This is a genomic window from Micromonospora sp. NPDC047730 (assembly GCF_043204765.1).
In the GTDB taxonomy this organism is placed as follows: domain Bacteria; phylum Actinomycetota; class Actinomycetes; order Mycobacteriales; family Micromonosporaceae; genus Micromonospora.
On the sequence record NZ_JBIDCU010000021.1, the window covers coordinates 14103 to 31930 of the forward strand.

Here is a 17828-nt window from a genome sequence, read left to right on the forward strand (position 1 = left end):
CCCCGCCTGCGCCCGACAGGCCCGCTCACCAGCCGGCCGGCACCGCCACCCCCGCGGGACCACGTGGACCCGTCCGCTACCGTGACACCGCCTGCCCGCACACGATCCGCCGGAGGACCAGTGCCCCTGCTCTACACCATCGGCAAGCTCACCGTGGCGCCCGCGCTCCGGTTGGCCTTCCGTCCGACCGTGGAGGGGTTGGAGCACATCCCGGAGACCGGTGGTGCGATCTTCGCGGGCAACCACCTCTCCGTCGCCGACGAGCTCTTCCTCGGCACGGTCGTGCCCCGGCACCTGGCGTTCTGGGCCAAGTCGGAGTACTTCAAGGGCACCGGCCCGAAGGGCGCCTTCTCCAAGTTCGTGCTCACCGGCCTGGGGGCCATCCCGGTCGAACGGGCCGGCGGCCGGGCGGCGCTGGCCGCGTTCGACGCCGCCATCCCGGTGCTCAAGGCCGGTGACCTGGTCGCCGTCTATCCCGAGGGGACCCGCTCGCCGGACGGCCGGCTCTACCGGGGGCGCACCGGCGCGGCCCGGCTGGCGGTGGCGGCCGGCGTGCCGGTCATCCCGGTCGGCATGATCGGTACCGACAAGGCCCAGCCCATCGGCACCCGGGTGCCCCGTCCCGGCCGCGCCAAGATCACGGTACGGTTCGGCAAGCCGCTGGACTTCACCGGCCGGCCGGACGACCGCACGTCGCTGCGGGAGATCACCGACGAGATCATGACCGAGATCCAGAAGCTCACCGGCCAGGAGTACGTGCCCCGCTACGCCCCGCCCCGCGCGCAGCCGCCGCCCGCCGGCTGAGCTGTCACGGTGCGGCGTCGCCGCGCCGCTTCTCCTGGCGGACGACGTCGTCCATGTCGCCGAGCCGGCCGAGCTGGGCGACGGCGCGGGCCATCCGCCAGCTCAGCCCTGCTTGGCGGTAACGATCTGGTCCCGCAGGGTGCCGAGCAGGGCGGCGCTGTCGTCGACGGAGAGCCGGGTGAAGACCGCGGTGGCGATGCTGCCGTGGTCGACGGAGGTGCAGACCACCACGTCGTCGCCGTCGACGCGGCCCACCGCGCAGCGCTCGTGCCGGCCGCGTACGCCGGTGTCGACCTCCTGCGCCTCGCCGAGGGAGTACTGCTCGGTGAGCCGGGTGATCTCGTCCTGCGCGTCCGACTCGGGGGTGAACCGGAAACCGGTGCCGCCGAAGACCGTCACCCGCTTGCCGCCGGGCGTGCCGTAGACGCCGGCGAAGGTGTCCTCGGCCAGCCAGTGCGCCTTGCGTACCTCCGCCTCCAGTTGCCTGGCGGTCTCCTTGCTGCGGCTGTCGTCGCGCAGCCGCAGGTCGGCCACCTCGGCGGGCAGGGCGGCGCTGGCCGGGTACTGCGTGACCATCGGCGTCCCGTAGTAGGCCGGGCAGCCGCAGCAGCAGGCCAGGGTGAGCAGCAGCACCCACGGCCAGCGGCGACGCTTGCGGACGGCGACCGGGACGTACCCCTTGGGGGCCTGGAAGCCGGGCGGCGGCCCGGCCGGCGGCGTCTTCGTCCGCCGCTGCCTCGGCGGCGCGGGCGGCGGGGGCGGCGGGGGCGGGGCAGGCGCCGGCCGCACCGGGACGGGTGCCCGGGAGACCGGCGGCGGGGCCGGATACGCGACCGGCGGCGGCGACACCGGGTAGGCGACCGGCGGTGGGGCGGGACGCGGCGCGGGCGGCGGCGCGGGGGAGCGGACGGGCGGTGCCGGCGGCGCGGGGTGTGACCGGGCCGGCGGCGCGGCCGGGTACGGCATTGTCGGTGGCAGCGGCGGCAGCTCGGCCGCCGGCAGGTCCCACCCGCCGGTGTCCGCGCCGGCCCACGGGTCCACCGGGGTGCGGTGCTCGGGCGGCTCCGCCGGGCTCGGCGGCACCGGCGTGGGCTCGGCCGACTCGCCCCAGGCCCGCTTGCGCGGCGGCGGGGGAGGGACGGGCGCGGAGCCGCTCCACCGGGGTGCGGGCGGCTGCTTGTCGGCGGGGAGCATGCGGGTGCCCTGCGGCCCGGCCGCCGGGCGGTCCGTCGCGGGCCGGTCGGCGGGGAGCGGGCGGGTGCCCTCCGGACCGGCGACGGCGGTGCCCTCCGGACCGGCGGCGTCGGACCCCTCCGGACCGCTGCCGAGGGCGCCGTCCGGGGCGGCGGCGGTGCCCCGGGGAGTGTCAGCGTCCGGCGGAGCGATGGCGGCGTCCGGCGGGGCGGTCACGTCGGCGCCGGTGCCCTCGGCGCCCTCGGCGCGGTCGGTCGCGGCCGCCTCCGTCCCTTCGACGGGCAGCTCACGGGTGCCCTCCGGGCCCGTGGGGCCGGCGGGGGCGGCGGCTGCGGGGGAGGACGTGTGCTCCTCGGTGACCGCCGGATCCCGGCCCTGGTCCGGGCCCGGGATGCTCCCGTCGGCCGGCCGGTCCGGTCCCGGCTGCGGCTGCGGCATCGCGGCAATCTCCTCTCGCGCCGGTCCGAGGTTAGTACCGACGCGCCAGCGCGGCGATCCCGGCCACCGCCCGGGGACAGGGCCGGCCGGACGTCCGGTCGGGGAACCACGGCGACCGGCCGGCGCCGTGGCGTCCGCGCGGTCGCCGCCGACGGGGCGCGTACCCTTGGGCATCATGAGCGTCCCGTCCACCACGCCGCGTCCCGTCGCGGCCAATTCCGTCTGGCCCCGGCTGGAGCCGCTGCTGCCCCAGGTGACCAAGCCCATCCAGTACGTCGGTGGCGAGCTGGGTGCGGTGGTCAAGGACTGGGACACCGCGACCGTGCGCTGGGCGCTGATGTATCCCGACGCCTACGAGGTCGGCCTGCCCAACCAGGGCGTGCAGATCCTCTACGAGGTGCTCAACGAGCTGCCCGACGTGCTCGCCGAGCGGACGTACGCGGTCTGGCCGGACCTGGAGAAGCTGATGCGCGCCCACGGCGTGCCGCAGTTCACGGTCGACGCGCACCGCTCGGTGCGCGACTTCGACGTGTTCGGCATCTCCTTCTCCACCGAGCTGGGCTACACCAACCTGCTCACCGCGATCGACCTGGCCGGCATCCCCATGCTCGCCGCCGACCGCACCGACGCCGACCCGGTGATCGTGGCCGGCGGTCACGCCGCGTTCAACCCGGAGCCCATCGCCGACTTCGTCGACGCCGCCGTGCTCGGCGACGGCGAGGAGGCCGTCCTGGAGATCACCGCGATCGTCCGGGAGTGGAAGGCGGAGGGCTCCCCGGGCGGGCGCGACGAACTGCTGCTGCGCCTGGCCCGCACCGAGAGCGTCTACGTGCCGCGCTTCTACGACGTGGACTACCTGCCCGACGGCCGGATCCAGCGGGTCGTGCCGAACCGGGCGGACGTGCCGTTCCGGGTGCACAAGCGCACGACCATGGACCTGGACGCCTGGCCGTACCCGAAGAAGCCCCTGGTGCCGCTCGCCGAGACGGTGCACGAGCGGTACGCGGTGGAGATCTTCCGGGGCTGCACCCGGGGCTGCCGGTTCTGCCAGGCCGGCATGATCACCCGGCCGGTGCGTGAGCGCTCCATCACCACGGTGGGGCAGATGGTGCAGCAGGGGCTGGAGTTCTCCGGCTTCCACGAGGTGGGCCTGCTGTCGCTGTCGTCCGCCGACCACTCCGAGATCGGCGACATGTGCTCGGGCCTCGCCCAGCAGTACGAGGGCACCAACGTCTCGCTCTCGCTGCCGTCGACCAGGGTCGACGCGTTCAACATCGACCTCGCGCAGGAGCTGTCCCGCAACGGGCGGCGCACCGGCCTGACCTTCGCGCCGGAGGGCGGGTCGGAGCGGATCCGCAAGGTCATCAACAAGATGGTGTCGAAGGAAGACCTGATCCGCACCGTCGTCACCGCGTACACGAACGGCTGGCGGCAGGTGAAGCTCTACTTCATGTGCGGCCTGCCCACGGAGACCGACGAGGACGTCCTCGAGATCGCGGACATGGCGCACGAGGTGATCAGGGCGGGTCGGGCGGCCACCGGGTCCAAGGACATCCGCTGCACCGTCTCCATCGGCGGTTTCGTGCCGAAGCCGCACACCCCGTTCCAGTGGGCGTCCATGGCCCGGCCGGAGGTCATCGACGGCCGGCTCAAGCTGCTCAAGCAGGCGATCAACTCGGACCGCTCGCTGGGCCGGGCGATCGGCTTCCGCTACCACGACGGCGAGCCCTCGTTGATCGAGGGCCTGCTCAGCCGGGGCGACCGCCGGGTCGGCGCGGTGATCCGCAAGGTCTGGGAGAACGGCGGCCGGTTCGACGGCTGGAGCGAGCACTTCTCCTACCAGCGCTGGGTGGAGGCCGCCGCCGAGGTGCTGCCGCAGTTCGGGGTCGACCTCGACTGGTACACCACCCGCGAACGCGACGAGTTGGAGGTCCTGCCCTGGGACCACCTGGACTCGGGCCTGGACAAGGACTGGCTCTGGCAGGACTGGCAGGATTCGCTCAGCGAGTACGAGCAGGACGACTGCCGGTGGACCCCGTGTTTCGACTGCGGCGTCTGCCCCGCCATGGACACCGAGATCCAGATCGGCCCGACCGGGAAGAAACTCCTCCCGCTCACCCCGATCAACGGCCTGAAGCTCCCCACCGGCGCCCAGCAGTAGCCCGCCGCACGGCGGGCGGCGCCCGCGCGCCGCCCGCCGCGCACCGGGTCGATCATGCGGCTGTCGTCAGCGGCACGCGCGTTGTCGCGCGGGTGCCTTCACGATCAGCCGGTCTCTGACACCGAGGAGCACGACGATCAGTAGGAAACCACAGCCAGAGGGCGGCCAGGCCCCGGTCGTCCAGCGCGTCCGGATCCGGTACGCCAAGCGCGGTCCGCTGCGCTTCACGTCGCACCGGGACTTCGCCCGGGCGTTCGAGCGCGCGCTGCGCCGGGCCGGCGTGCCGATCGCCTTCTCCCAGGGCTTCACCCCGCACCCCAAGATCTCGTACGCCAGCGCCGCCCCCACCGGCGTCGCGAGCGAGGCGGAATACCTGGAGATCGGCCTCCGCGAGCCGGTCGACCCGCAGGAGCTGCGCGCCGCGCTGGACGCCGCGCTCTCGCCGGGGCTCGACGTGCTCGACGCCGTCGTGGCCGGCGGCGGGAGTCTTGCCGACCGGATCGAGGCGTCGCACTGGCGGATCGAGCTGCCCGAGGTCGACCCCGCCGTCCTGGAACGGGCGGTTTCCGCCTTCACGGCCGCCGACGAGGTGCTCGTCGAGCGGATGACCAAACAGGGCCGGCGCACCTTCGACGCCCGATCAGCAGTGATTCACATCGATGTCGCGGCGTCGACGGAGACGCCTTCCGGGGTCCCGGCCGTACCGTGTGCGATACTCGAACTGGTCGTGCGGCAGGTCACCCCCGCCGTGCGGCCCGATGACGTCCTTTCCGGCCTCCGCGTGGTGGCCGACCTGGAGCCGCCGGTCTCCCCGAGGGTGATCCGGCTGGCACAGGGCACGCTGACCGCGCAGGGCGCGATCGCGGATCCGTTGGACGCGGACCGCGACGGGGCAACCATCGGTGAACGCTGACCGACGGTCGGCGTTCAGGCAGGCAGACTTCGGCGGTCGCGCACCCTGCGCGCCCGGCGGAAACACTTTTGCGGCAACCCTGCGTGGCAGCGCTCACCCGCGCCCGGGGCAGCCAGAACTGGAGAACGTCCATGCTCGAGAACGAGCCCGAGGGCGGCGAACGGACCGGTTCACAGCCGGCCGACGAGACCGCTAACAACGGCACCACCGAGAACGCCACCGGCGCGAGCAGCGCCACCGAGGCGGGGAGCACCGCCGGGGCGGAGAACGCCGCCGTCGGCATGGCGGACGCCGGAGCCACCGAGGCGGGACAGGCCCCGGTCGCGCCCGCCCGACGCCGTACCACCCGGCGGCGCGCCGCGCCCCTGAACCAGCCCGAGCAGACCGACGCGCCGGTGCAGGCGTCGACCGAGGCCGTGCCGGGCAGCGCCGAGGCGCCCCAGGCCGAGGTGCTCGCCCCGGTCACCGGCGACCTCGAGGCCGCCCCGAAGGCGACGCGCCGCCGCCGCAAGGCCACCACCGCCAAGGCCGCCGGGGAGTCCGCGGCGCCGGCCGAGGAGCCCACGGCGCAGGCCGCCGAGGAGCCCACGGCGCAGGCCGCCGGGGAGCCGTCGGCCGCGGTGGAGGAGGCCCCCGCCGAGGCGGAGAAGCCGGTCAAGGCCACCCGTGCCCGCCGGAAGAAGGCCGCCCCCGCGGCGGCCGAGCCGGCCGCGGAGACCCCGGCCGGCACCGCCGAGCCGGCCGCCGGTGACGAGGCCGCCCAGGCCGGGCCCGGCGAGGCCGAGCAGCCTGGCCGGGCCGAGCCGCAGGCCGGCACCGGGTTCGGCGCCGCCGCCCCGCCCGCCGCGGAGACCCGCGCCGGCGAGGTGCCGCCGGGCGCCGCGCCCGCAGCGGAACCGGCCGCCCAGGAGGAGCCCGCCGCGGAGCCGGAGCCGCGCACCCGCCGCCGGCGGGCCGCGCTCTCCGCGCCCACCGTGCTCTTCATGGCCCCGCAGCCGGAGGAGATCCCGCTGGCCCGGGTCGTCACGCCCGCCCCGGCCGCCGTGGAGCCCGCCGCCGAGGAGGAGCCGGCCGAGCCGGCCCGCCGCCGCCGGCGTGGCCGCCGCGACGTCGAGGTGGCCGAGGCCGTCGAGGCCGAGGAGGAGCCGACCGAGGAGGCCGAGGAGGCCGCCGAGGACGAGGAAGAGGACGAGGACGACACCGCCGCCCGCCGTCGTCGCCGCCGGGGCCGCCGGGGCCGTGGCCGGGGCAAGGGCGGCGCGGAGGACATCGAGGACGAGGAGGCCGAGGAGGCCACGCAGGCCGAGGCGGAAGAGGCCGAAGGCGAGGAGGACGAGGAGGCCGAGGGGGGCGACGCGCTGACCCGCCGTCGCCGGCGGCGCCGTCGCCGGGGTGCCGGCGACGTCGAGGCCGGTGCCGACGACGGCGTGCCGACCGTCGTCAAGATCCGCGAGCCGCGCAAGACCGTCGACGAGGTGCAGGGCGTCTCCGGCTCGACCCGCCTGGAGGCCAAGCGCCAGCGCCGCCGCGACGGCCGCGAGCAGCGCCGGACCCGGCCGCCGATCCTCAGCGAGTCGGAGTTCCTGGCCCGCCGGGAGGCCGTCGACCGGGTGATGGCGGTACGCCAGCGCGGCGACCGGACCCAGATCGCCGTCCTCGAGGACGGGGTGCTGGTCGAGCACTACGTCACCCGCAACTCCTCCGGCACCATGGCCGGCAACGTCTACCTCGGCAAGGTGCAGAACGTCCTGCCCAGCATGGAGGCGGCCTTCGTCGACGTCGGGCGCGGCCGCAACGCCGTGCTGTACGCCGGCGAGGTGAACTGGGACACCACCGGCCTGGAGGGTCGGGCCCGCTCGATCGAGCAGGCGCTCCGGTCCGGCGACTCGGTGCTCGTGCAGGTCACCAAGGACCCGATCGGCCACAAGGGCGCCCGGCTGACCAGCCACATCGCGCTCTCCGGCCGGCACCTGGTCTACGTGCCCAACGGCAACGCCTCCGGCATCAGCCGGAAGCTGCCCGACACCGAGCGCAAGCGGCTGCGGGACGTGCTGAAGAAGCTGGTGCCGGACGGCGCGGGCGTGATCGTCCGGACCGCCGCCGAGGGCGCCAGCGAGGACGAGCTGGCCCGCGACGTCAAGCGGTTGCAGGCGCAGTGGGAGGACATCCAGGCGAAGGCGGCCGAGGGCGGCGCCCCGGTGCTGCTCTACGAGGAGCCGGACCTGGTCATCCGGGTCGTCCGGGACCTGTTCAACGAGGACTTCCGCGAGCTGGTGATCGAGGGCGAGCAGTCGTACGACGTGGTCGAGTCGTACCTGTCGCACGTCTCGCCCGACCTGGTCCCCCGGCTGCGCCGGCACGTCGGCACCACCGACGTCTTCGCCGAGTACCGGATCGACGAGCAGATCATCAAGGGGCTGGACCGCAAGGTCTTCCTCCCCTCGGGCGGTTCGCTGGTGATCGACCGGACCGAGGCGATGACTGTCATCGACGTCAACACCGGCAAGTACACCGGCTCCGGGGGCAACCTGGAGGAGACGGTCACCCGGAACAACCTCGAGGCCGCCGAGGAGATCGTCCGCCAGCTCCGGCTGCGCGACATCGGCGGCATCGTGGTGATCGACTTCATCGACATGGTGCTGGAGTCGAACCGCGAGCTGGTGCTGCGCCGGCTGACCGAGTGCCTGGGGCGGGACCGCACCAAGCACCAGGTCACCGAGATCACCTCGCTCGGCCTCGTGCAGATGACCCGCAAGCGGATCGGTGCGGGCCTGCTGGAGGCGTTCAGCGAGACCTGCGAGTGCTGCAAGGGCCGGGGCCTGATCATCCACACCGAGCCGGTGCCGGAGAAGCCGCGCTCCGGCGGCGGCGCGGGGGAGAAGGTCAAGGCGGTCGCCTCGGCCGTCGCCGCCCCGGCGGCCGAGCAGGGCGGCGGCGCGTCCCGGAAGCGGGCCCGCAAGAGCGCGCCGGCCGAGCGGACCGTGGCCGAGGTCACCGAGCCCGACACCGCGACCAGCCCGGACGCCGACTACCACGACACCATGGGCTACGACCTGTCCCGCTACGAGGCGGACACCCCCGCCGCGCCCGTGGTCGCCGACAGCCAGACGGGCGAGTCCGCCCGGCTGGCCGCCCCGGACGACCCGGACGCGCTGGCCGACACCGACGGCGACGAGCCGGAGGGCGGCTCCGGCCGGCGCCGGTCCCGGCGCAGCGGCGCGCGGCGGCGCACCCGGCCGTGACCGGCTGACCAGCCCGGCGTTTGGCAGGGCCCCTTCCCCGGCAATGTCCCGGGGAGGGGGCCTTGTCGTATGGTCGATCCCCGGCCACGATCGGCCAACCCGGTCAGGAGAAGAACGATGCGCCGTCTGCTCGCCGTCACCACGGTCACCGCTGTCCTGCTCACCGGCGCCGGGTGCGCGGCCGAGCGGCCGGAGCCGGCCGCCTCGGGCGCCGCGTCGAGCGGGCCCACCGGCGGTCCGGGCGGCGGGGCGACGGGCTCCGGGCCGGTTGGCGGGCCGGGGGCCGGCAGCGGGGCGGCGGGCGGCAACGCCCCCGAGGTGTGCGCCGCCGCACAGGCGGCCGGGGACACCGCCGTGCGGACGTACGTCGAGGAGCTCGGCAAGATGGTCGCGGCGGTCGGGGCGAACGACGGCACCGCCGCCGAAACCGCCCGCAAGCGCATCTCCGCGGCGCTGACCGACTGGCGGGCCGCCCTGCGGCGGGAGTCGGGCCGGGCCGAGGACGCCCAGCTCAAGACGCTGCTCGCGGACATGGCGGCCGAGGTCGGCACGCTGGGCACCGACGTCGACGCGATCGACGAGACCGAGCTGGACCGGCTCCGGCAGCGGCTCGACCAGCTCTGCGCCCGCTGACCTGCGGGGCCGGTTTGGGCGTCGGCCCTCCCATGGCGTACGCTTGCCTGCGGCGCACTTTGGTGTGCCGAGTCCCCGCGCGCCCGCGCCGCCGTGCCTCTGCTACCCGGCGAGCCGCCGTGGGAACACCCGCCAGCAGCCTCAACGACAGGGAGTCCGCCTCCGATGTACGCGATCGTCAAGACCGGCGGCAAGCAGTACAAGGTCGCCGAGGGCGACGTGATCGAGGTCGAGAAGCTCGCCGGTGCCCCCGGCGACGCGGTGAAGCTCACCGCGGTGCTCCTCGTCGACGGTGACGACCTGGTGACCGACGCGGCGAAGCTTGCCGAGGTCGCGGTGTCCGGCGAGATCGCCGCGCACACCAAGGGCCCGAAGATCCGGATCCACAAGTTCAAGAACAAGACCGGCTACCACAAGCGCCAGGGTCACCGTCAGCCGCTGACCCAGGTCAAGGTGACCGGCATCTCCAGCGGGAAGTAGGTCGTCCTCAGATGGCTCACAAAAAGGGTGCGTCCAGCTCGCGTAACGGCCGTGACTCCGCGGCCCAGCGGCTCGGCGTGAAGCGCTTCGGTGGTCAGGTCGTCAGCGCGGGTGAGATCCTCATCCGTCAGCGTGGCACCAAGTTCCACCCCGGTGACCTGGTCGGCCGTGGCGGAGACGACACGCTCTTCGCGCTGGCCGCCGGTTCGGTCCAGTTCGGCACCAAGCGCGGTCGCAAGACCGTCAGCATCGTGCCGCAGCAGTAGTTTCTCCGGCGCAGCGGGCCGCGGACCTCGTGTCCCGGCCCGCTGCGCCTTTTCTCGTGCGGGGCGTCGACCTCGCTGGAAGGATTGACGCCCGTGGCGACGTTCGTTGACCGGGTCGTCCTGCACCTGCAGGCCGGCGATGGCGGGCACGGTTGTGTCTCGATCCACCGGGAGAAGTTCAAGCCCTTCGGGGGCCCCGACGGCGGCAACGGCGGGCACGGCGGCAGCGTGTCCCTCGTGGTCGACCCGCAGGTGACGACGCTGCTCGACTTCCACTTCCGCCCGCACGTCAAGGCCGAGAACGGCAAGGGCGGCGCCGGGTCGAACCGGGACGGCGCGAACGGCCACAACCTCGTGCTGAAGGTGCCGAACGGCACCGTCGTGCAGGCCCTCGACGGCACCGTGCTGGCCGACATGGTCGGCGCCGGCACGACCTTCGAGGTCGCCCGGGGCGGGCGCGGCGGCCGGGGCAACGCGTCGCTGGCCAACGCCCGGCGCAAGGCCCCCGGCTTCGCCGAGCTGGGCGAGCCCGGCGAGCAGCTCGACGTGGTGCTGGAGCTCAAGAGCGTCGCCGACGTCGGCCTGGTCGGCTTCCCGTCGGCCGGCAAGTCGTCGCTGATCTCGGTGATCTCCGCCGCCAAGCCGAAGATCGCCGACTACCCGTTCACCACCCTGGTCCCCAACCTGGGCGTGGTCCGGGTGGACAACCACACCTTCACGGTCGCCGACGTGCCGGGCCTGATCCCGGGGGCGGCCACCGGCAAGGGCCTCGGCCTGGAGTTCCTCCGACACATCGAGCGCTGCTCGGTGCTGGTGCACGTCATCGACACCGCCACCCTGGAGCCCGGCCGGGACCCGGTGGCCGACATCGACACCATCGAGGCCGAGCTGACCGAGTACGGCGGCCTGGCCGACCGGCCCCGGCTGGTGGCGCTGAACAAGGTCGACGTGCCGGACGGCCGGGACCTGGCCGAGATCGTCCGCCCCGACCTGGAGGAGCGCGGCTTCCGGGTGTTCGAGGTCTCGGCGGCCACCCGGGAGGGGCTGAAGGAGCTGACGTACGCCATGGCGGAGCTGGTGGAGCAGGCGCGCAGCGCCGCGCCGCCGGCCGAGCCGACCCGGATCGTGATCCGGCCGAGGGCGGTCGACGACGCCGGCTTCACGATCGAGGCCGCGCCGGACGGCGGCTGGCTCGTGCGCGGCGTCCGTCCCGAGCGCTGGGTGCGGCAGACGAACTTCGACAACGACGAGGCGGTGGGCTACCTGGCCGACCGGCTGGCGCGCCTGGGTGTCGAGGAGAAGCTCGGGAAGGCCGGCGCGGAGCCGGGCGACCTCGTCCGGATCGGCGACCGCGAGTTCGACTGGCAGCCGACCCTCTACGCCGGCGCCGACTTCGTCCCGGGCAACCGGGGCACGGACGTCCGGCTGGAGGAGAAGTCGACCCGCGCCTCCGCGGCGGAGCGGCTGGCGGCCCGCAAGGCCCGCCGGCAGCGCCCGGCCGACGAGGTCGAGGCCGGCCCGTCGGACGAGGTCGGCCCGTACGACGGGGTCGGGGAGGGCGACGCCGAATAGCTCGTCGCGCTCCGTGAGCGGGTCGACTGCCGGAAACCTGCCCGAAATCCGCGCCGCCTAGCGTGGCCTGATGCTGATCGAGTCCCGCCCCGCCACGGATCCGGAGATCGACGCCCTGGTCACCGCCCAGCAGCGCGAGCTGCGCGAGGCGGACGGCGGGTTGGACGGCCAGGCGACCGTGACCCACGACGACATCCGCTACCTCGTGGTGGTGGCCGACGGGCGGGCGATCGCCTGCGGCGGGATCCAGGCGCTCGACGACGGCACCGGCGAGCTGAAGCGGATGTACGTCCGTCCGGCGTACCGGGGGCGGGGCATCGCCCGGCAGTTGCTGGCCGCGCTGGAGGAGTTGGCCTTCCGGCAGGGGCACGCGGTGGTCTGCCTGGAGACCGGCACGTATCTGCCGGCCGCGATCGGGCTCTACACCTCCTGTGGGTACGAGCCGATCCCGGTGTACGGCGAGTACGTGAGCAACCCGTACAGCGTCTGCTTCGCCAAGCGGCTGCGCGTGCCGGCCTGACGGCGCCCGCGCCCGGCGCCGGCCGGCCGGTCAGTCGCCGGTGTGCGAGTGCGCGGCCGTGACCGGCTTCGACTCCGGCGACGCGTGCTGACGCAGGAAGACGCTCAGCACGATCAGCATCCCGACCGCGAGGAACTCGCTCTGCCAGTTCTGCATCGACTGGTACCAGAACTCGCTGGTGCCGAGGAACTCCCGGACGCCGATCGGTGGCGCGCCGGCCAGCAGCGCCTGCTCCTCGTTGTAGCTGGCCGTGCCGCCGACCAGGTGGCCGAGGAACGAGCCGGCGAAGATCAGCAGCAGCGCGATCGAGAGACTGTTCCGGTAGAGCACCAGCGGCAGGCCGGTGACGCGCACCGGCCAGGGTGAGTCGGGGGTGGCGCGTCGCTCGTCGTCCTCGGGGCGGTCGGTCTGCCCGACGGGCTTCGACTCGGCCGAGCCCCGCTGCACCAGGTACGCGGTGAGCAGGACGTAGCCGCCCATCTGGAGGAACTCCGACTCCCAGTTCTCGAAGACGGCCTCGGCGAAGTGCCCGCTGCGCAGGTACGCCGGCCAGGCCACGGGCATCGCGCCGAGATCGGTCAACTCCTCGTTGCGGGCGTGCCAGCCGAACACGCTCTGCAACGCGAGGAAGACGAGGATGGCCCCGAACATCGAGATCGTCAGCGCGTGGTCCCGTAGCCGGCGGAGCACGACGACCTCCTTGTCGCGATCCCGGGCCGCTGCGGTCAGGGGCGGTCGAAGGGCCTGTCCAGACGGCCGCCGGTGCCGACCTGGTTGGACAGCAGCAGCCCCAGGGCGAGCATGCCGAAGCCGAGGGCCAGGTGCAGCCAGTTGTCGGCGTCGTTGACCGGGATGAAGTTCAACGCGGTCTCCCGGTCGATCGCGAAGCCGTACAGCCACAGGCCGAGGTAGAGCGCGCCGCCGCCGGCGAGGAAGATCCGGGCCCCGGCGACGGTGCGGGCCAACACCAGCCCGGCCAGTCCGAAGCCCAGGTGCAGCGCGTTGTGCAGGATCGACACCTGGAACAGGCCGAGCAGTCGGGCCTCGGAGTGGTGACCGGCGAACGTCATGTCGCCGTAGTCGGTGGTGACGCCGGGGATGAACCCGAGCACCCCGACCAGGGCGAAGATCCCGGCCGCGGCCACCGCGGCGAACTGCACCCCGGGCTTCCGTCCCGGCGGGGCGCCGCGAGCGTTCCGTGCCATCGATGTCACCTCCGTGGACCCGCGGAACGCCCTGCCCGCGGCGCGGGTCGCGGCGACCGGCCGTCACTGTCCGTGATGGCATCGGCATCCGGCCCGACGATCCTCCATTTTGTAGTCCGCACCCGACGGGCCGCAGGAGAAGTCACGAACGAGGTATGGAAGCGGCGACGGAGGGTAGGTCAGAGGAGGCGGCGGCAGCAACGGCCGGTCGCATCCCCCCAGCACAACCGCGACGACTTTCCGAGCGGAAGGGACATCATGACTTACGATCTGTCACCCACGACTTCCACGTACGGGCAGGAGTCGACGAACGGCGGCGGCGTCCGCGAGCAGGCCCGCCAGGTCGGGTCGGAGGCGAAGCAGGCCGGCGGCGCCGTCGCCGGGACGGCCAAGGAGCAGGGCAGGGAGGTCGTCGGCGAGGCGACCCGCCAGGCGCGCAACCTCTACGGCGAGGCCCGCAGCCAGGTGGCCAGCCAGGCCGGTGAGCAGCAGCGGCGCGCCGCTGGTGGGCTCCGCTCGCTGGCCGACGAGATGCGCTCGATGGCCGAGCAGGGCGGTCAGGCCGGGCCGGTGAGCGAGATCGCCCGCCAGGCCGCCGACCGGGTGCACGGCGTGGCCGGCTGGCTGGAGCAGCGGGAGCCCGGCGACATCATCGCCGAGGTGCGTGACTACGCCCGCCGCAACCCGGGCACCTTCCTCGTCGGCGCCGCCGTGCTGGGCGTGCTCGCCGGCCGGCTGACCAGGAACATCTCCGCCGCCGGCGACGACAACGGCCGCTCCCTGTACGGCTCGGGTGCCGGCTACGACCCGGACCGGACGGCGGTCATCCCGCCGACGCCGGCCCAGCGTGCGGTGCCGGACGCCGTGCCGCCGGGCGGCTACCTGGACCCGACCCCGGGCGCGTACGTCGATCCGCAGACCACCACCGGCTACGCCGACCCGGCGGGTGGCGTCGGTCAGCCGCTGCCGCCGGTGACCCGGACCGACCCGCTGCCGGGCGTGCCGTCGAGCGGGACCACCCGTCCGTGAGCCCACGAGTCATCCGAAGGGAGGCGGCGGCATGAGCATGCCGACGCAGGGGTCGGGGCTGAACTCCGGTCACCACCCCCACGACGCGGACGAGGTCCGGGGCAGCTCGTTCGGTGAGCTGATGCGTCAGGTCACCACCGACCTGTCCACCCTGATGCGGCAGGAGGTCGAACTCGCCAAGGCCGAGATCCGCCAGGAGGGCAAGAAGGCGGGCAAGGCCGCCGGCTTCTTCGGCGGCGCCGGCTTCGGCGGTTACATGGTGGCCCTGTTCCTGTCGCTGGCCCTCTGGGCCGGGCTGTCCAACGTGATGGACGCCGGCTGGGCGGCGCTGATCGTGGCCGTCGTCTGGGGCGCGATCGCCGCGGTCCTCTACTCCATGGCCAAGAGGAACGCCGAGCGGATTCGCGGCCTCAAGCAGACCAACGAGAGCGTGCAGCGGATTCCCGACGCGCTCAAGCCCCACCCGCAGGAGGTCACCCGATGAGCACCGACCCGGACCAGATCCGCCGGGAGATCGAAGCCACCCGGAGCAACCTGAGCTCCGACGTGGACGCGCTGGCGTACAAGGTCAGCCCCGCCCGCATCGTCGACGACCGCAAGCAGCGGGCCCGCAACGCACTGCAGAATGTGAGGGACAAGGTGATGGGAACCGCTTCCGACCTGGGTCACAGCACCAAGCACAGCGCCCACTCGGTGGGCGACCGCGCCTCGTCGGCGGCGTCCGCCGTCAGCGACCGGGCGCACTCGGCCGCCTCGACGGTCGGCGACGCCGCGCACCGGGCCCCGCACGCGATCCGGCGGAAGTCCGAGGGCAACCCGCTGGCCGCCGGCCTGATCGCCTTCGGCGTCGGCTGGCTCGCCTCCTCACTGATCCCGGCCACCCGTCGTGAGCAGCAGGTGGCGACGCAGGTCAAGGAGAAGGCCGGCGAGCACGCCGGGGTGGTGAAGGAGAAGCTGGGCGAGGTCGCCGGCGAGCTGAAGGAGGAGCTGCGTGAGCCGGCGCAGCACGCCACCGAGTCGGTGAGGTCCACCGCGCAGGAGGCCGTGCACGCCGTCAAGGACGACACCCGCTCCGCCGCGCAGGACGTGAAGGACCAGGCGCAGCAGTCGCGCGAACAGGTGCGGTACTGACCGACCCGGCCACCGCACGCCGCAGCTCGCGGCCACTCCCGGAAACGTTCCGGAGAGTGGCCGCGAGCTGTCGCGTGCGTCCCGCCCCCGCGCCGCCCGCCCCGCCCCCTCCCCGCCGCCCGCCGCGATCTTGCAGTTTGTGCCCACCTTTTGCGGCTTTATGTCCGGATTATCCGGGCAGGAAGTGCAAGATCGCGTGGGCGTGGGCGTGGGCGTGGGCGTGGGGCGGGTCAGCGGAGGCGGCGGCGGAGGGTGCGGTCGAAGTGGGCGGCGCGCCGGACCCGGCCGCCGGCGTAGCGGACCCCGCCGAAGAGGAGCCGCCGGCCGAGGGCGAGCCAGCTGCACGCGCCGCGTTCCAGCACCCAGAGCGGGGCCGCCAGGGCAGCGGTCGGCGGGAAGACCGCGCTGCCGCCGGCCCGGCGCCGACCCGCCTCGGCCAGCACCACGGCGGTCCCGGCCGCCCCGAACAGCAGCCCCGGTCGCCGGGCCGCGACCGCCGCGGCCAGCGCCGGCAGGACCGCGAGCGCGGCCACCAGGCGGGCCGGCTGGGCCAGGTCGTCGTACGCCTGGCGCACCCGCTGGCCCAGGAAGTGGGCGGTGTCGGGCGGCAGCCGGCGTACGTGCAGCCAGGCAGGTGCCGCCTCGGTGCCCCCGTACGCGCGCACGGTGCGGATCAGCTCCAGGTTCTCGAAGAGCACGTCCGGGTCGTAGCCGCCCATGGCGAGGAAGGTGCTCCGGCGCACCGCCAGGGTGCCGGGGTAGTCCGCGCCGAGCGCCCGGTTGAGCAGGGTCCGCCCGGTGTCCCACCACGCGTGCCAGGGCAGCGGGTCGAAGTAGTTCTGCGGCCGGACCAGGTCCACCCGGTCGAGCAGCCGGTGCACGGCGCGCAACCCCGTCTCGTCGTACCGGACGTCGTCGTCGGCGATCACCACGTGCTCGTGCCGGGCCGCGGCGACGCCGGTGAGCACGCCGGTCACCTTCCCGTTGACGCCTCGTACGGCGGGATCGGGTGGCAGGTGCCGGACCAGCCCCCGCCAGGCGATTCGGTGCCGGGCGAACAGCTCCGGCGGCGACCCGTCCACCACGGTCACGTCGACCCGCGAGCTGAGCCAGCGCAGGTAGCCGGTCAGCTCGGGCAGCCCGGCGTCGTCGGTCCAGCGCAGCGGCAGGACGTACGCGATCGGCAGCCCACGGTCGTCGGCGGCCCCGGCCGTCGGCGTCGGTGTGGCGCGGTGGTCACCGGCGGCCCCGGCCGTCGGCGTGGCGCGGTGGTCGTCGGTGGTCCCGGCCGCGCGGTGGTGGTCCGGGCCGGGCGCGTCGCCCGCCGGGCGGGCGGGGGCGGTCACGGCCGCTCCGGGCGGCGGTAGACCGACACGTGGTCGCGACTGTCGTCGGTGAACGGCCGCCCGGTCCAGTCCTCCCACCGGTGTTCCCGGCGCATCCCGGCCAGCTCGGCCATCAGGTCCAGCTCGGCCGGCCAGGCGTAGCGGTGGTTGGCCGGCAGCAACCGCACCCCGGCGTTGCTGAACCGGACCTTCGTCGTGGTCATCCGCTGCTCGGCCGGGTGCAGCAGGGCCGCCTCCAGCAGCACCGCGTCCTCGGCCACCCGCACCGGGCGCAGCGCGCCGCCGGCCCGAAAGGCCCCGGGATCGGGCACCCAGGCCTCGACCACGAACCGGCCGCCGGGGCGCAGGTGGGCGGCGGCGTTGCGGAAGCAGGCCACCTGGGCGGCCTGGTCCGGCAGCGCGAAGATCGTGTTGAACGCCAGCACCACCACGGCGAACTCGCCGGGCACCCGGGTCTGCGCGAAGTCGCCGACGGCCATCTCGACCGCGTCTCCGCCCGGCTTCGCCCGCAACCCCGCGACCATCTCGGGAGAGCCCTCGATGCCGGCGACGGTCAGCCCCCGGGCGACCAGCGGCAGCGCGAGCCGGCCGGTGCCGACGCCGAACTCGCACACGGGGCCGCCGTCCGCCAGCGCGGCCAGCCGCTCCACCGCGGCGTCCGGTGCGAGGTGGGCGTACGTCTCGTCGTAGACCTCGGCCACGTGCCGGCCGTACTCGCTGGCGTCGAAGGACAACGGTGTCTCCCGGTGACGGTGGGTGCCCGCAGCAGGTGCCCGCATATCGGCCGGTCAAACCGGTTCGCCGATTCCGTCGGGCGTCACGGGCGGTGCGCCGGTAGCGGGCGGCCCGTCCCCGGGCACCGGTTGCCGACCGACCGGACCGGCCGGGGGTGGT

General features: G+C 74.3%; 17 protein-coding genes. 12 read left to right on the plus strand and 5 right to left on the minus strand.

Features of this window, described 5'->3' with window-relative positions; translation table 11 throughout:
• Positions 1-120 precede the first annotated feature (120 nt).
• Positions 121-804 carry a lysophospholipid acyltransferase family protein gene (locus ACGF5G_RS30845; RefSeq protein WP_393269267.1) on the plus strand — a complete coding sequence of 228 codons (684 nt, stop codon included), beginning with the start codon at positions 121-123 and terminating at the stop codon, positions 802-804.
• A 102-nt stretch (positions 805-906) separates the two neighbouring features.
• Here ACGF5G_RS30845 and ACGF5G_RS30850 read toward each other — a convergent pair whose 3' ends face one another.
• Positions 907-1998 (minus strand): hypothetical protein, encoded by a 1092-nt coding sequence (locus ACGF5G_RS30850; protein WP_393269435.1) that lies wholly within the window; start codon positions 1996-1998, stop codon positions 907-909.
• Between the two features lie 613 nt (positions 1999-2611).
• Here ACGF5G_RS30850 and ACGF5G_RS30855 point away from each other — a divergent pair.
• From ACGF5G_RS30855 to ACGF5G_RS30890, 8 genes are all read left to right on the plus strand, one after another.
• Positions 2612-4597: a TIGR03960 family B12-binding radical SAM protein gene (locus tag ACGF5G_RS30855; RefSeq protein ID WP_393269269.1), complete on the plus strand. Its 1986-nt coding sequence runs from the start codon at positions 2612-2614 to the stop codon at positions 4595-4597.
• 193 nt (positions 4598-4790) lie between these two features.
• Positions 4791-5510, plus strand: coding sequence for a TIGR03936 family radical SAM-associated protein (locus ACGF5G_RS30860; RefSeq protein ID WP_350710910.1), 720 nt, complete (start codon positions 4791-4793; stop codon positions 5508-5510).
• A gap of 131 nt (positions 5511-5641) precedes the next feature.
• Entirely contained in the window at positions 5642-8752 is a 3111-nt protein-coding gene (locus ACGF5G_RS30865; RefSeq protein ID WP_393269272.1) for an Rne/Rng family ribonuclease, read from the plus strand.
• A 117-nt stretch (positions 8753-8869) separates the two neighbouring features.
• The gene (locus tag ACGF5G_RS30870) at positions 8870-9385 is read left to right on the plus strand and encodes a hypothetical protein (protein WP_393269274.1); all 516 of its coding nucleotides are present in this window, start codon (positions 8870-8872) and stop codon (positions 9383-9385) included.
• A 165-nt stretch (positions 9386-9550) separates the two neighbouring features.
• Positions 9551-9865 (plus strand): 50S ribosomal protein L21, encoded by a 315-nt coding sequence (rplU, locus tag ACGF5G_RS30875; protein WP_088982529.1) that lies wholly within the window; start codon positions 9551-9553, stop codon positions 9863-9865.
• An 11-nt stretch (positions 9866-9876) separates the two neighbouring features.
• Positions 9877-10131 carry a 50S ribosomal protein L27 gene (rpmA, locus tag ACGF5G_RS30880; RefSeq protein WP_013288010.1) on the plus strand — a complete coding sequence of 85 codons (255 nt, stop codon included), beginning with the start codon at positions 9877-9879 and terminating at the stop codon, positions 10129-10131.
• Positions 10132-10224: 93 nt separating this feature from the next.
• Entirely contained in the window at positions 10225-11703 is a 1479-nt protein-coding gene (obgE, locus tag ACGF5G_RS30885) for a GTPase ObgE (protein WP_393269277.1), read from the plus strand.
• Between the two features lie 70 nt (positions 11704-11773).
• Complete coding sequence (locus tag ACGF5G_RS30890) at positions 11774-12223, plus strand: GNAT family N-acetyltransferase (RefSeq protein WP_350710860.1); 450 nt, start codon at positions 11774-11776, stop codon at positions 12221-12223.
• A gap of 30 nt (positions 12224-12253) precedes the next feature.
• Here the strand turns inward: ACGF5G_RS30890 and ACGF5G_RS30895 are convergent, their stop codons facing one another.
• Both ACGF5G_RS30895 and ACGF5G_RS30900 read right to left on the minus strand, forming a co-directional pair.
• The gene (locus ACGF5G_RS30895; protein ID WP_393269280.1) at positions 12254-12913 is read right to left on the minus strand and encodes a DUF6766 family protein; all 660 of its coding nucleotides are present in this window, start codon (positions 12911-12913) and stop codon (positions 12254-12256) included.
• 35 nt (positions 12914-12948) lie between these two features.
• A complete protein-coding gene (locus ACGF5G_RS30900; RefSeq protein ID WP_393269282.1) occupies positions 12949-13428 on the minus strand; it encodes a DUF4383 domain-containing protein in 480 nt (159 codons plus the stop codon).
• Positions 13429-13686: 258 nt separating this feature from the next.
• Between ACGF5G_RS30900 and ACGF5G_RS30905 the strand changes: the two genes are divergently transcribed.
• Genes ACGF5G_RS30905 through ACGF5G_RS30915 form a run of 3 tightly spaced genes read left to right on the plus strand, consistent with a single transcriptional unit; the run spans position 13687 to position 15588 of the window.
• Positions 13687-14457 (plus strand): hypothetical protein, encoded by a 771-nt coding sequence (locus tag ACGF5G_RS30905; protein WP_393269283.1) that lies wholly within the window; start codon positions 13687-13689, stop codon positions 14455-14457.
• Positions 14458-14488: 31 nt separating this feature from the next.
• Positions 14489-14941: a phage holin family protein gene (locus ACGF5G_RS30910; RefSeq protein ID WP_393269285.1), complete on the plus strand. Its 453-nt coding sequence runs from the start codon at positions 14489-14491 to the stop codon at positions 14939-14941.
• Complete coding sequence (locus ACGF5G_RS30915; RefSeq protein WP_393269287.1) at positions 14938-15588, plus strand: DUF3618 domain-containing protein; 651 nt, start codon at positions 14938-14940, stop codon at positions 15586-15588. The genes ACGF5G_RS30910 and ACGF5G_RS30915 overlap by 4 nt, the downstream gene beginning before the upstream one ends.
• 230 nt (positions 15589-15818) lie before the next feature.
• On the opposite strand, the gene ACGF5G_RS30920 is transcribed toward ACGF5G_RS30915, so the two are convergent.
• Both ACGF5G_RS30920 and ACGF5G_RS30925 read right to left on the minus strand, forming a co-directional pair.
• A complete protein-coding gene (locus ACGF5G_RS30920) occupies positions 15819-16934 on the minus strand; it encodes a glycosyltransferase (protein WP_393269289.1) in 1116 nt (371 codons plus the stop codon).
• On the minus strand, positions 16931-17668 hold the full coding sequence (locus ACGF5G_RS30925; RefSeq protein WP_393269292.1) for a class I SAM-dependent DNA methyltransferase: 738 nt from the start codon (positions 17666-17668) through the stop codon (positions 16931-16933). The genes ACGF5G_RS30920 and ACGF5G_RS30925 overlap by 4 nt, the downstream gene beginning before the upstream one ends.
• Positions 17669-17828 lie beyond the last annotated feature (160 nt).

What these genes read in the sequence shown, in the direction of transcription:
- ACGF5G_RS30915 (WP_393269287.1), top strand. Translation starts at nt 14,938, where the DNA reads ATGAGCACCGACCCGGACCAGATCCGCCGGGAGATCGAAGCCACCCGG.
- ACGF5G_RS30870 (WP_393269274.1), top strand. Translation starts at nt 8,870, where the DNA reads ATGCGCCGTCTGCTCGCCGTCACCACGGTCACCGCTGTCCTGCTCACC.
- ACGF5G_RS30865 (WP_393269272.1), top strand. Translation starts at nt 5,642, where the DNA reads ATGCTCGAGAACGAGCCCGAGGGCGGCGAACGGACCGGTTCACAGCCG.
- ACGF5G_RS30855 (WP_393269269.1), top strand. Translation starts at nt 2,612, where the DNA reads ATGAGCGTCCCGTCCACCACGCCGCGTCCCGTCGCGGCCAATTCCGTC.
- rpmA (WP_013288010.1), top strand. Translation starts at nt 9,877, where the DNA reads ATGGCTCACAAAAAGGGTGCGTCCAGCTCGCGTAACGGCCGTGACTCC.
- ACGF5G_RS30905 (WP_393269283.1), top strand. Translation starts at nt 13,687, where the DNA reads ATGACTTACGATCTGTCACCCACGACTTCCACGTACGGGCAGGAGTCG.
- ACGF5G_RS30910 (WP_393269285.1), top strand. Translation starts at nt 14,489, where the DNA reads ATGAGCATGCCGACGCAGGGGTCGGGGCTGAACTCCGGTCACCACCCC.
- ACGF5G_RS30890 (WP_350710860.1), top strand. Translation starts at nt 11,774, where the DNA reads ATGCTGATCGAGTCCCGCCCCGCCACGGATCCGGAGATCGACGCCCTG.
- rplU (WP_088982529.1), top strand. Translation starts at nt 9,551, where the DNA reads ATGTACGCGATCGTCAAGACCGGCGGCAAGCAGTACAAGGTCGCCGAG.
- ACGF5G_RS30850 (WP_393269435.1), bottom strand. Translation starts at nt 1,998, where the DNA reads ATGCTCCCCGCCGACAAGCAGCCGCCCGCACCCCGGTGGAGCGGCTCC.
- ACGF5G_RS30900 (WP_393269282.1), bottom strand. Translation starts at nt 13,428, where the DNA reads ATGGCACGGAACGCTCGCGGCGCCCCGCCGGGACGGAAGCCCGGGGTG.